The sequence below is a fragment of the uncultured Helcococcus sp. genome, from assembly GCF_946998255.1.
GTDB lineage: Bacteria > Bacillota > Clostridia > Tissierellales > Peptoniphilaceae > Helcococcus.
This window is the reverse complement of sequence record NZ_CAMPYN010000004.1, coordinates 23,133-37,035: the sequence shown is the minus strand read 5'-3', so window position 1 is coordinate 37,035 and position 13,903 is coordinate 23,133. Positions and strand designations below refer to the sequence as shown.

The 13,903-nt window shown below is 30.6% G+C and carries 8 protein-coding genes; 7 read left to right on the top strand and 1 reads right to left on the bottom strand.

Features of this window, described 5'->3' with window-relative positions; genetic code table 11:
• Window positions 1–118 precede the first annotated feature (118 nt).
• Entirely contained in the window at window positions 119–472 is a 354-nt protein-coding gene (locus Q0U66_RS00855; RefSeq protein ID WP_297376493.1) for a hypothetical protein, read from the top strand.
• A 70-nt stretch (window positions 473–542) separates the two neighbouring features.
• Here the strand turns inward: Q0U66_RS00855 and Q0U66_RS00850 are convergent, their stop codons facing one another.
• The gene (locus Q0U66_RS00850; protein ID WP_297376491.1) at window positions 543–1,157 is read right to left on the bottom strand and encodes a hypothetical protein; all 615 of its coding nucleotides are present in this window, start codon (window positions 1,155–1,157) and stop codon (window positions 543–545) included.
• 20 nt (window positions 1,158–1,177) lie between these two features.
• Between Q0U66_RS00850 and Q0U66_RS00845 the strand changes: the two genes are divergently transcribed.
• The 6 genes from Q0U66_RS00845 (at window position 1,178) to pulA (ending at window position 13,726) form a co-directional block, all read left to right on the top strand.
• Window positions 1,178–3,331, top strand: coding sequence for a DNA internalization-related competence protein ComEC/Rec2 (locus Q0U66_RS00845; protein ID WP_297376489.1), 2,154 nt, complete (start codon window positions 1,178–1,180; stop codon window positions 3,329–3,331).
• Between the two features lie 145 nt (window positions 3,332–3,476).
• On the top strand, window positions 3,477–3,629 hold the full coding sequence (locus Q0U66_RS00840) for a hypothetical protein (protein WP_297376487.1): 153 nt from the start codon (window positions 3,477–3,479) through the stop codon (window positions 3,627–3,629).
• Window positions 3,630–3,648: 19 nt separating this feature from the next.
• Complete coding sequence (locus tag Q0U66_RS00835; RefSeq protein ID WP_297376485.1) at window positions 3,649–5,247, top strand: ABC transporter ATP-binding protein; 1,599 nt, start codon at window positions 3,649–3,651, stop codon at window positions 5,245–5,247.
• Window positions 5,248–5,256: 9 nt separating this feature from the next.
• A complete protein-coding gene (gene rsgA, locus Q0U66_RS00830; RefSeq protein ID WP_297376483.1) occupies window positions 5,257–6,264 on the top strand; it encodes a ribosome small subunit-dependent GTPase A in 1,008 nt (335 codons plus the stop codon).
• 89 nt (window positions 6,265–6,353) lie between these two features.
• Window positions 6,354–7,013 (top strand): PH domain-containing protein, encoded by a 660-nt coding sequence (locus tag Q0U66_RS00825; protein ID WP_297376481.1) that lies wholly within the window; start codon window positions 6,354–6,356, stop codon window positions 7,011–7,013.
• A 239-nt stretch (window positions 7,014–7,252) separates the two neighbouring features.
• Window positions 7,253–13,726, top strand: coding sequence for a type I pullulanase (gene pulA / locus Q0U66_RS00820; protein ID WP_297376479.1), 6,474 nt, complete (start codon window positions 7,253–7,255; stop codon window positions 13,724–13,726).
• The last annotated feature ends 177 nt before the right edge of the window (window positions 13,727–13,903 follow it).

The following is a 13,903-nucleotide window of genomic DNA, read 5'->3' as shown; positions in this document are numbered from 1 at the left end:
TATTCGCGCCTTATAGGCGCTGTGCAAACTACCAGCTAAGCTGGTAGTTTTGATTCTTATTATAAATTTTTGAGTATAATAATTCTGATATAAGGGGGAAGACCCCTGGATACAATACATGGTAAATGTAAGAGAAGTTAAAAATTATTTTAGGAATTATAACAAAAATTTAGATTATATAGAAATGTATAGAAATGATTTAAAAGAGTCGGATGTGAAATATTTAGAAAGTAACAAAAAGACGGAAAGACTTAAAAATGCTCAGACTGAGATTATAATTAGAGACTTGTTGTATTATAGGTTAAATGACAAGGAAAAGAATTTGATAGATATGAGATATAAGTATGAAATGGATGTGGAAGAAATTTCAAATGAATTATATTGCTCTCATTCAACCTATTATAGGAAGATGAGACAAATATATAGGAAGTTATCTCAAGAATTAGCTGAAATTAAGGAAATAATAAAATAAAAAGGAGGAAGACAGGTAAGTCAAAATTGTAATAATTTTGACAGTTTTTAGTCGTCCCCCTTGTATATAATTATCTTGTAGAGTAATAGATTCTCAAAGCCTTATTTATAATTTTATATCTTGTTATATTAAATTTAGGTATTTCACTAAGGCTACTTAAGTGATAAGGAAAATACTCGGTATCTATTAATCCATTTACCATTGTTTTATTCTTCTTTTTATTTGACCTTATAGCAAGATTGTAAGATAGGTAAGTATTGATATTTTTTGTAAGTATATCACAGATAGTATTTGCGTCTTCATCAAAATAAATATCATCTATTTCAAAATAAGACTCATCTGAGCTAGTGTAAAAATTTGAAGTTTTAAGATTAAAATATTTATCCAATGTGTTTTTGATAAGAAGTCTTAAAGTTAAAGATTCTAAGATCTTAATCCTCTTATCATAATCAACATAAATTTTGATCTTATCATTACTTGCCTTGAAGTCTGCCACCATGGCAAAGCCTAGGCTTGACTCATATATTTCTTCAACAGGAAAGTCATTTACAAATACCTCTTCTTCCTCTATATTGTATTTCTTATAGTCAAGAAGAATATTTTCCTTGCTAACTAGGTGTGTCTTGTTATTTATAAATTTTCTTTTAATTATTCTACTATTTAATTCATTAATGTAAACATTCATATTAAACTCCAGGAGATTCTATGAAAAGACCCATTTTATTAATCCTTGTGGCTCTAATAACAGGGATTCTAATTCATGAATTTATTTTAATAGACCTTGTATTTGTCTTTTTGTCTATTTCACTCATATTTATATTCTATACAAAATATAGGGAAAATACCATTATTTTTATTTTCTGCCTGATTATAGGTTATATGCTTACGGGTTTTAACGACCAATATATTAATGAGACATGGATTAACCTTAGGGGAGAGATTGTTAAAGTAAAAGAAACTGATGACTATAGGCTTTATTTTATAAAGACGAATTCGAACACTTATATATTTTATAATGACCTGGTCCTTAAAGAAGGGGATATGGTAGAAGTCAGAGGAAGACTAGAGAAAATCAGGTCTTATAATAATTTTAGAAGCTTTAATAAAAGTAAATATTACAGGTCTAAAAAGATTTTTTATGAAATCAAGAAAGCCAAGGTGCAGGTGGTCGGCCATAAAGCTAGGTGGAAGTATGGGGTAAAATCCTACATGACTGAAAGAATAGATAAAAATCTATCTAAGCAGGGTGCAAGTCTTGTGAAGTCAATGCTTTTATCAAGTGATAAAGGTGGTGAAATCACTGAGTCCTTTACCAACTTAGGCCTAGCTCATATTTTAGCCATATCAGGACTTCACTTAAGCATACTTATTGGACTTTTAGACCATCTAGGAAGAAGGCTATATTTGAACAAGAAGTATTATTCTATTTTTATAATTAGCCTACTTATTTTTTATGGCTATATAGTAGATTTTCCTGTATCTTTTATTAGGTCGATTATCATGTATGGTTTATCTATTTTAACTATTTATACCTTAAATATAAAGGATAGGATAAATGATATGCTGGTTGCCATGACCCTCTGTCTTTTGATAAATCCTTTTTACATCTACTCAGCAGCCTTTTATTTATCTTACGCTTCTGTATTTGCTATTTATTATATAAGTCCTAATTTGAGTAGGATCTTCAAAAAGACTCCAGACTTTATCCTTGGAAATCTTGCCATTCAATTAGGCCTACTTCCATTCTTATCCCTATATTTCAATAAGTTTAACCTGATTACTTTTGTAGCAAATTTATTGGTCGTACCAATCATGTCTAGGATTTTGTTTTTATCATTTATACTAGTTATTTTTAATTTGAGATTTTTGTCTTATATTATAAATCCAAGCTTTGACATAATAATTTTTCTAGCGGAAACTATGGAATATCTGGGAAAAAACCTCTGGCTGTCATTTCCGTCTTTGTCCCTAAAAGCAACCGTTTTGTATTTTATCTTTATATACATAATTTTTAATTATAGGATTTTGATCTACCATCTAAAGAGGAAGAAAAAAATATATATAGTATATTTGTCAGGAATATTTATGCTAGTTAAGTTAGCCATTCCAGTGGCTACAGTGAATATTATCGACATAGGTCAGGGCGATGCCATTCTTTACAGGGATAGAAATCTCAATATCCTATTTGATACAGGTGGCGATTATTTAAATAAGGAAAGGGCTGGAGAAAATATCTACCAGTACCTAATAAAAAATGGAGTCTACAAGCTTGACTATGTTTTTATATCCCATCCTGATATAGATCATATGGGCAACCTATATTACCTAGTAAATAAGATTCAGATAGGAAAAATTTATGCCAATAATTTAGATGATTTCAAAACTTACCCTATAAAATCCAATGATAAATTTAACTCTTATCCTTTAAATTTAGAAGTCTTATATGTAAATCCCAACCACCCAGAAAGCAATGAGACTTCAGCTGTCATCCTTGCCCATATATTTAAATACAAGCTTCTTTTGACTGGAGATATAGGAGAAGAGGAGAATAATATAAAGACCAAGGGACTAATTGATTTCTTGAAAGTATCCCATCACGGATCAAAATTTTCGACATCAAAAGAGTTTTTGGAAAATAACAAATTTTCTAAAGCCTTGATTTCTGCTGGTTATAAAAATAGATATGGCCACCCAAATCCAAAAGTTTTGTCTAGACTAAAGGATAAAAATATTGAAATCTACAGAACTGACCAAGAGGGGAATATTGAAATAAAATTTAGACCCTATGGATACCATATAAAAAGATATTGGGGGAAGAGGACTGTAGGGGATTTGTTGAGAGGGTTGATTTTTTATTAAAAATCTATACATATCAAGATGAATTGTATAAATATATTGACCGATTGATATAAATAAATTACTATTAAAGAATAATAATGATATTGAAACATATATAAATTTTGCACTATAAATTGTTTTGGTATTCAAATATAAGGAGGAAACTATGCACAAGTACCTAGGTATTATTATTAAGTTAATTATTGCTGGCTTGATTATTTATTGGTTAGGCATATCAAAATTAACAGGGGTAGAATATATAATTTTCTTTTTATTAGTATTTGAATATTTAAATAATAAAAGGAAAATTGAAGTATAAAAACGAATAAAGGAAGAGGATGAATTTTTTATATTATTTAAAGAAAAAATGGAAATTAACTTCAATTATAATTTTATTAAACATATTAGAACAATTTTGTGTTGTTTTTTGGGGGTTTTCAACCGCCAAATTAATTACCAATATATCCAATAAAGATATTGATGGATTTAAAACATGGCTTATATTGATGATAGTGGATATAACTATTTGGATATTTGAAATCTATTTTATGAAAATTTATTATCAAAAATGGGTTCAAGAATCTAATATAGAGATAAGAAAAGATGTTACAGAAAGGCTAATAAATACTGGCTATGAGGAGTACGCTAAGAAAGAAGCAGGAGCTTATATTTCATGGTTAACTAATGATATTTCAATCATAAATGATTATGGGTTTGATGTGCTAAATTATGTAATTGGACAAGTAGTTTCGATCATATTTAGTGCTATAGCAACCATATATTTCAATTACTCCATATTGTTTACAATGCTTATTTTAGCTGTATTTGTTATCAATGCACCAAAACTTTTTAAGAAAAAAGTACAAACAGAGATGGAAAATGTAAGCATCGAAAATGAAAGATTAACCAATGATTTAACAGATATTTTTAATGGGTATGAGGATCTAAAATTCCTTAACTTAGAAAAATATATGCTTAATAGGGTGAATTACTCTTCTAGAAGACTTGCTAGACAAAAATATATTTATGCAGATATAACTGGAAAAATGTCTAGTGCTGTAAATGGGACAAGTTTAGTAAGTCAAGTAATACTTTTTACTCAGACTGCTTATTTATTTTTTAATGGTGTAATTCCAATAGGAGCCATAAGTGGAATTCAGTATTTCTCAGCACTTATATTTTCAGGCTTAACAGGATTTTCGGCAAATTTACTTGAAATGAAAGCATTAAATCCGATATTCGAAAAGTTTGATTCAATTATTGAAAGTAGGGATTTAGAATTATTAAAAATTGACAAGCTACAAGATTCTATCAAAGTAGAGAATTTAAGTTTCTCTTATAATGATAAGACAAATATTTTAGATAATTTTACTTATAATTTTGAAAAAAATAAGAAATATGTAATATTAGGCGAATCAGGCAAAGGAAAAACTACATTATTAAATATACTAATTGGTAAGCTAAATAAATATGATGGAAAAATAATGTGGGATGGTAAAAATATAAGGGATATAAGTAAAGAATCTATTAGGAGTAAAATAATATATTTAAATCAAAATCCACATATATTTAATGCAAGTATACGAGAAAATATACTCTTATCTGAGGATATAAGTGAGGAAAGATTAAATAAGGTTATAAAAGAAGTAGGTTTGGAATCCTGGATTAATAGTTTACCAAATGGCATTGATACACTAATAAGTATGAATGGTAAAAATATTTCAGGTGGTCAAAAACAAAGGATTGTTATAGCTAGAGGATTGCTGAGAGACAAAAAAGTTATTTTAATTGATGAAGCTACTTCTTCGCTTCATAATGATGCCGCAATAGAAATTGAAAAGATGATATTTTCTAATAAAGAATTGACTGTGATTATGGTTACTCATTTATTAAGGCAAGAAATAAAAAATATGACAGATGACATTATAAAATTATAGGAGTAAGCATTGAACATTGATTATGGGATAAAAGAATATGTTAATATAAATAATCTGTCTAAAGATTTAAATATGTATAGAATTATAAATAAAAGTAGGACAGATTTTAAAATAGCAAATGACGAAAATAATATTTTAAATATAAATATAACTGATATCAATAATTCTTTAGTTGTTGGAGATTTTATAGAATTGATTCAATTTGATAATGAAAATTATATAAAAAAATCGTATGAAAGAATGTCAATTGTGAGTAAGGCTGCGAATACTACAAAAAAAGACTATAGCTATAATGATAATGAACAAATCCTTGCTTCAAATGTAGATCAAATTTTTATACTAATTGCAGCTGATCAAAGATTTACTTTATCAAAATTTGAAAGATATTTATTGACTTTTGGAAATATGGCTGAGGAAATAGTAGTTTTAATATCGAAAAGTGATTATGATGATAATAGTCAGAAGATTATTGAGATGATTAAGGAAGTATATCCTAATGTGAAGGTTAGACCATATTCTATATATAACGAAAATTCCTTAATTAATATTAAATTATTATTTAAAGAAAATAAAACTGCAATTTTAGTAGGCTCATCTGGAGCTGGAAAGTCAACATTAACAAATTATTTATTATCAAAAAAAGATGTTGCTACTCAAGATGTAAGAAGTGATGGTAAAGGTAAGCACACTACAACATCAAGCACCTTATATTATTTACAGAAAACAAATTCTTACTTGATAGATACTCCAGGATTTAAAACAATCTCAACTAGTAGAGAGATTGATGAAGATATTTTATTTGAAGAAATTAATAATTTAAGTAGAATGTGTAAATTTAATGATTGTAAGCATGAAACAGAGCCTGGTTGTGCTGTAAAAAAAGCTATTGAAAATGGAGACCTATCAAGTGAACTATATAAAAGATACCTTATAAATAAGAATAAAGAACTTAAATTCAAGAAGTTTGAAGAAAAAAAGTTAACTAAAAAGGAAAGGTTAAAAAGAAATAAAAGGTAATTTTTCGTAAAAACTGGGTATAATATAGGTATAATATTTAATATTATAAAAAAGTAGAAAAAAGACGATCGAAATTTTAAGGAGTTAATATGAAACCTTATTTCATAGATGATAATGAAAAAATCCTTTGGCAGGGTAAGCCGCACAAATTTATGTATCTGTTTAACGGATTTAGTATATTTGCATTTCTATTTTTTATAGTGTGGGCAACAATATTCATAGGTGTAGGAAAAAACTTTTTTATGTTTTCAAGCGAGTTTAGAAACTTACCTGCCATGTCTCCAGATAATATGTTTGGCAGATCCTTTAGTTTGTTCTCTTTAATTCCTATTTTAATATTTGTAATAGTAGCTAGTGCCTTTATAATAATACCAATTAAAAGATTTATTGAATCTTTCAAGGTGAACTACTACATCACAGATTTGAGGATCTATATAGAATCTGGAATTATAGGCAGAGATATACAAAGTATAGAGTACAAAGAGATTAATAAATTAAATGTAAATGTTGATCTATTTGGTAAGATATTTAATAGGGGAACCATAGCTCTTACACCAGATCAGAGCTACTCTGATGGAGATAGAAGTTATACAGTTAGAGGGATAAGGTTGATAGGGGTTGAAAATCCTTATGAACTATACAAGATGATTAAGAATAATTCTCTAGATGTTACAACAGACCAACAATATCCAAATGCCTACAGACCAGATAAAAACCCTGGTTATAATACAAGATTTGATGATAAATAAAATATTTTAAGAGAACTAGAAATAGTTCTCTTTTTTTGTAGGTAATAAATAGCTAATTTCTGACATACTTTTCCTTTATTACATAAAATTAACAAAAAGGATTTAGAGAACACCTGCATAAAATGTTGAAATTTACATATAGTACTTCAAATGATGGCTAACCCCAGAAATGGTGATAGCGTTTACAGGTAACGCTTTTCATACTATAATCAAGTCAAGAAAATATTAAGGAGGATTGTATGCAGTTTAAAAACAGAAGACTAATGTCTATATTTTTAATATTCGCCATTCTTATAGGAATATTTCCTGTAGGAGCTAAAAATGTAGACGCCCAGTCTTTAGAACCGAAAACCGAAAATGGTATCACAACTTTTACCTACCAGGGAAATCAAGATACTAAAAAAGTAAACTTGGCTGGTAACATGAATGAGTGGGATCGAGAAAATATTACTCTTGAAAAAGGGGATAACAACCTATTCAGTAAAAGTTTAAACTTACCAGCAGGTAAGTATGAATACAAGTTTTTTATTGACGGAGATTGGATGGATGGAGACAACTTAGAATATGTAGTTGAAGGCATCAAAATAGTATCCGATGATTCCGTTAAAAGTGGAAGTAGTCTAGATTTAAAAACTGTAAATGTCACTAAAGACGGTGGTGAAGCAGAAGTTGCAGCTACTTATGAACTTAAAGAATCCTACAAAGGAGTCAAATTAGAAGCTAACAAACTTATTGTTGGCGAAGATGCTGATGTAAAAGAAGTAACCCTAGTAAGTACTTTTGAAGGTAAAAAGACTGAAAAAACTATAAATGTTTTATCTCAAATGTTTGAATACACCATCAACTATAAGAGAGATGATAGTAAACAAATGGATTGGGATATGTGGGTATTCGGCCAAGGCTTATATGGTAGAGCTGTTAAATTTACTGAAGAAAATGATGGCTATGCCAGAGCTAAATTTAATCTACCTTTAGATAAAATTACTATAATTACTAGACCAGGATCATGGGACGCCAAAGAAGCTGATAGGAAAGTAAATATAGCTGAAGGAGAAAATGCTGGTGAATTTTGGATTCTTCAAGGTGATGATACAGTTTATACATCAAAACCAGATGAAAACACACCAAAACCAAAACAAAGAAAAGTACAAGTAACCTACTTAAGAGAAGACCAAAATTACGATGGCTGGAACCTATGGTTATGGTCATCAGGTTTATCTGATGGAAGACAAGATTTTGATAATAATGTTTCCGTATTTCCAATAGCAAAAACTACAACAGATGTAGGCTTTATTGTTAGAAAATCTGTTGAAGGTGACGATTGGGCAGAAAAAGATCCTAATAAAGATGTAGATAGAAGTATTAGTACTGATCCTAATGCTTTAGAATTAACAACTAAAGTTATTATAGAAAGCGGAAAAGATGAATTTAAGACTGTTCCTTACCTAAAAGGACCAGAGATAAATGATGAAAATATTACTTTCTATTATAGGGACCTAGACCTATATGAAGAAAATAAAATGGACACCCTTGATGGTGCAAAGATAAATATAATTAAGAAAAATCTTGAATATGGTAAAGAAGAATCTTTAGGATCTTTCGACATGACCTATTCAAAAGAAAATGAAAGATATGAATATACTTTAGAAAATGCTGAACCCGGCTTCGACTATATCTACACCTTTGATGTAAGCAAAGGTGGACAGACTGAAAAAGGTCTAAAAGATGTATCAAATATTAAAGATGATAAATCTTATGTAAGATTAATAGATACACATATTGGTGTAAAAGCGTCTATTAATAGGCCAGAAGCAAAGGCTGGAGAATCAGTATTAGTAGATATTGAAATCAACAATCCAGAAAACCACGAAATAAAAGAAGTTTATTTAGACTTAAAAAATCTAAAACAAGGTAAATCTATTGTTGCTACAGACCTATTAAAACACAATGTAGCCTTACCACTAGATCTTGAAGCTGGTGAAAAGGAAATTGAAGTTGTAGTAGTTGATAGCTATGAAAAAGAACATAAGACAAGTGTTAAATTAAATATCTTAGCTTCAACAGACACCAAAGAAACTATTGCTTGGGATGAAGAAATAATTTACTTCATGCTGACAGATAGGTTCTTTGATGGAGATAAGACAAATAACAATCCTAATAATGACGACTCATACGATCCAAACTACTTAGAAGCCTTCCATGGAGGAGACTTCCAAGGAATTATTGATAAGGTTGACTATTTAAAACAATTAGGTATATCTACAGTATGGATTACACCTATAGTTGATAATATCGATGAAAACATGCGAGCAGCTGACAATGATAGACAATATGCATACCATGGATATTGGGCAAAAGATTTTACAAAACTAGAGCCTAGACTAGGTGATGTAGAAAAATTAAAAGAGTTAATTGATGTATTACATGATAATGGCATTAAATTAATGGTTGACGTGGTATTAAACCATGCTGGTTATGGAACAAGTGAAGACCCAATATTTGAAGATATGATTAGAACAAATCCAGGTTCAGATGATATAACTGGAGAACTAGCTGGTTTACCAGATTTCATAACTGAAGACCCAGAAGTAAGTGCAAAACTTGTTAAGTGGCAAAGTGATTGGCTAGAGACCTTAACCACAGACAAGGGAAATACTATTGACTACTTCAGAATAGATACCGTAAAACATGTTGAACATGATACATGGAAAGAATTGAAAAATGCATTAGTGGATATTAAACCTGACTTTAAGATGATAGGTGAATACTATGGTGCATCTGCTGATAACAACGGTGGATATCTAGCTAATGGTATGATGGACTCTGTATTAGACTTTGAATTCAAATCTATAGCAGAAAAATTTGTTAAGGGTGATATAGCTGGAGTTGAAAAGAGACTTCAAGAAAGAAACCAAGCTATAACTGATATAAGCCAATTGGGACAATTCTTATCATCTCATGATGAGGATGGTTTCTTAGCTACAAGAATAGATGGAAACAAAGACTTATTGAAAGTTGCAGCTTCCCTACAAATGACAGCTAAGGGTCAACCTGTGATTTATTATGGTGAAGAAATAGGAATGTCAGGTAAAAATGCTGATTTCTCTGTAAATAGGATGGGTGAAAATAGGCAATCATTCAAGTGGGACCAAGTAGAAAATAATGACTTATTAGACCACTATAGAAAGATTACCAATATTAGACGTGAAAATGCAGAGGTATTCTCAAGAGGAGATAGAGAAAGTCTGCATACAGATGTCAATGTTTCTGTATTTAAGAGATCTCATGATGGAGAAAGCCTATTGGTAGGTCTAAATATCTCTGACCAAGACCAAAAGGTAACTTTCAGTCTTGACAAAAATATAGGAAATAAACTAATAGATATTTACAACGATAATAAAGAATATATAGCTGAAAATGGCAAGGTTGAAATAACCATACCTGCCAACTCTAAGGGCGGAACTTCTGTATTCAGGGTAGAAAAAGATCCTAGCCTAGAAACTGAAGATCCAGATGCACAAAAGGTAATTTTCCACTTCGAAGATCCACAAGATGGCGAATGGGAAATGTATGTATGGCCTAAGGGTGGTAATGGTGAAAGACATCCATTTACTAGAAAAGAAGGTGATACAAAGATTGCTGAAATTACCTTAGATAAAGATGTAGAAGAAATCGGCTTTATAGTAAAAGGAAGTAAGTCCGCAGATGACTGGAGAAAAGATGTAGATAAGGATAGATTTGTGACAATTACCAAAAATCCACAAAATGTTTATTTGAAATCAGGTCAAGAAGATTTCACAACTGATGGAATGGCTAAAACTCTAATTGATAGCTTCACAGTTGATGAATTTAGAAAGGCTAACTTAGTTTTAACTAAGGAAGCTAATATAAATGATATCCTTGAAGACTATAGCTTAGAAATTGCAGGTAAAGATATCAAAGACAAGGTTGCAAGTATAGAAAGTACTGGAAATGATAAGGATAATTCAAAATCATTTGTTATAACTTTCAAAGAAGACCTTCCTCTTGATGAAAATATAGATATACAATTAAAATTATCTGTCAAAGATGAAAATGACCAAGATGTAGAATATGAACTTAATAAAACATCAAGACTACACAAGATCTTTGAAAGCAAAGAATTTGAAGACAGGTATGCCTATGATGGAGAATTGGGTGCTATCTATACACCTGGATCTACAGAGTTCAAGGTATGGGCTCCAACAGCTAAAAATGTTGAGCTTGTGGTTTACGATGGTAGATTTGTTGCAAATAGTCCAGAAAATAAAGACTTGGTAAATGAAGAAAAATATACTTCATATCCAATGACTAGAAATGAAAAGGGAGTATGGTCATACAAATTAGAAGGTGACCAAATAGGTAAAGCCTACATGTTTAATGTAGATGTAAATGGTACAAAGACCTTAGCTATCGACCCTTATGCAAAATCTGTAACCGTAAATGGTGAAAGAGGGGTTGTTGTAAATCCTCAAAGGACAGATTCAAAAGAGATTTCTGACAAGGATGCGAAAAATCCAATTATCTACGAACTTCATGTACGAGACTTATCTATACAAGAAAATAGTGGAATAAAAAATAAAGGAAAATTCTTAGGTGTTGTTGAAGAAGGAACAAAGACTCCAAGTGGACAAATTACAGGTTTAGACTATATCAAGTCCTTAGGTGTAACCCATGTTCAATTTATACCTGTTTATGACTACAGCAAGCATTCAGTAGATGAAACAAGATTAGATGAACCGCAATTTAACTGGGGTTACGATCCTGTGAACTACAATGCTATAGAGGGTTCATATAGTACAGATCCTTATGATCCATTTAGCAGAATAAATGAATTCCAAAAGATGATTGACAAATTACATGACAATGATCTTGGAGTAATCATGGACGTTGTATACAACCACGTTGCGGGTATAGATCAACATTCATTCGATAAGATAGTTCCTGGCTATTACTTCAGACAAGATGCTAAGGGTAACTTCTTAGGTGGTACAGGTGTAGGAAACGAAACTGCTTCAGAAAGAGCCATGATGAGAAAATTCATCGTTGATTCAACTAAATACCTGGCAAGCACATATAACCTAGATGGATTTAGATTTGACCTAATGGGAACCCATGATTACAAAACTATAAATGAAGTCAGGGAAGAATTAGACAAGATAAATCCAAACATCTTCATTTTAGGTGAAGGTTGGAATATGGATATGGGTATTCCAGAAGACCAAAGAGCAACTCAGGTAAATGCAGGTAAGATTTCTGATAGGGTAGCATTCTTCAATGATGACTTAAGAGATGCTGCCAAGGGTAGTGTATTTGAAGAAACAGATCCAGGATTTGTAAATGGAGCCCTAGGTAAGGAAGAATTTTTACTTCAAAATATTAGAGGTGGAAAGGGACTTAAGACATATAAGTCAGCCAACCAGCTAATTCAGTATGTAGAAGCTCATGATAACCTAACCCTATGGGATAAGTTGAAATTTACTAATCCAAATGAAGATGACCAAACCCTATTAAAGAGACACAAACTAGCAACAACTCTTGTAATGTTCTCACAAGGTACTCCATTTATCCATGCAGGTCAAGAATTTGCAAGGACAAAGGGTGGAGACCACAACTCATACAAGTCAAGTGACGAAGTAAATAGGATCGATTGGGATAGGGTTGAAGAATTTGGAGCAAATGTAGAATACTTCAGAGAAATAGTTAAAATCAGAAAATCTTATGACATATTTGACACTAAAGACTTTGCTGAAATTGATAGAATCTTCAACAAATTAAATGCAGAAGACCAATTAATTGCATACGAATTAAAAGATTATCAAAAAACAAGCCAACATCTATACCTAGCCTACAATGCATCCGACGAAAGTAAGGAAATTCAAGTAGCTAATGGTAAATATAAGGTGCTAGTAAAAGATCAAATGGCTAAAGTGGAAGGATTAGAAACTATAGAAGTGACAAATGGTAAGTTGGAAGTTGCTTTTTTATCTTCACTAGTTCTTGTAGAAGATGTAAAAGAAGACATTCCACTAACACCATTAGACCCTTCAGAACCAATTGAAGATGAGGACAAGGAAGATATCCCGCTAACACCGTTAATACCTGCAGAGGAAGATGAAGATAAGGGTGACATCCCGCTAACACCATTGACACCTGCAGAGGAAGAAGAGTTAGAAATGTTTATAAAAGACCTTGATAAAAAGGTTGCAGAATTAAACTCTGACTTAGACAAGGAATTGACCGATAAACTAGGTAAAAACTATAAGACTCTTGTTAAAGATATCTACTTTAGATACAAGATTTCAAAAGAATTAAAACATGAATTTGAAGAAAAACAAACAATTAAAGTTGATGTATCTAATTTGGGCTTAAAAGAAAATAGTACATTACTAGTATATAGGATTCATGATGGTAAATTTGATGTCTTAGACTATACATTGGAAGACAATATAGTTACTTTTGAATCAGACAAGTTCTCTCCATATATATTTGCGACAGAAGCTGACTCAAATACAAGAGGAAATGATTCTAAAGATACTAATGTTAAAGTGAATGAGTCTAAGGATTCAAACACCAAAACAAGTCCTAAGACTGGGGATAGTGGAGTAGTTGTAACTTCAATTATTCTATTAATTTCCTTGCTAGTGCTTGTAGCTATAAGAAGATTAAGAAATGATAAATATATAAACAGATAATGAGTTAATATATTTATTAATAGAAAAAATATACAAAAACCAAAATCCTGATGGGTTTTGGTTTTTTGTGTTTAAAAAACTATCTTCTAATATGCATATATATGCATTTTTCACAGCATTTAATCTTGTAATATGGTACAATTACTATATACATTATGTGTATAAATATTACATAAA

What these genes read in the sequence shown, in the direction of transcription:
- Q0U66_RS00855 (WP_297376493.1), top strand. Translation starts at nt 119, where the DNA reads ATGGTAAATGTAAGAGAAGTTAAAAATTATTTTAGGAATTATAACAAA.
- Q0U66_RS00850 (WP_297376491.1), bottom strand. Translation starts at nt 1,157, where the DNA reads ATGAATGTTTACATTAATGAATTAAATAGTAGAATAATTAAAAGAAAA.
- Q0U66_RS00845 (WP_297376489.1), top strand. Translation starts at nt 1,178, where the DNA reads ATGAAAAGACCCATTTTATTAATCCTTGTGGCTCTAATAACAGGGATT.
- Q0U66_RS00840 (WP_297376487.1), top strand. Translation starts at nt 3,477, where the DNA reads ATGCACAAGTACCTAGGTATTATTATTAAGTTAATTATTGCTGGCTTG.
- Q0U66_RS00835 (WP_297376485.1), top strand. Translation starts at nt 3,649, where the DNA reads ATGAATTTTTTATATTATTTAAAGAAAAAATGGAAATTAACTTCAATT.
- Q0U66_RS00825 (WP_297376481.1), top strand. Translation starts at nt 6,354, where the DNA reads ATGAAACCTTATTTCATAGATGATAATGAAAAAATCCTTTGGCAGGGT.
- pulA (WP_297376479.1), top strand. Translation starts at nt 7,253, where the DNA reads ATGCAGTTTAAAAACAGAAGACTAATGTCTATATTTTTAATATTCGCC.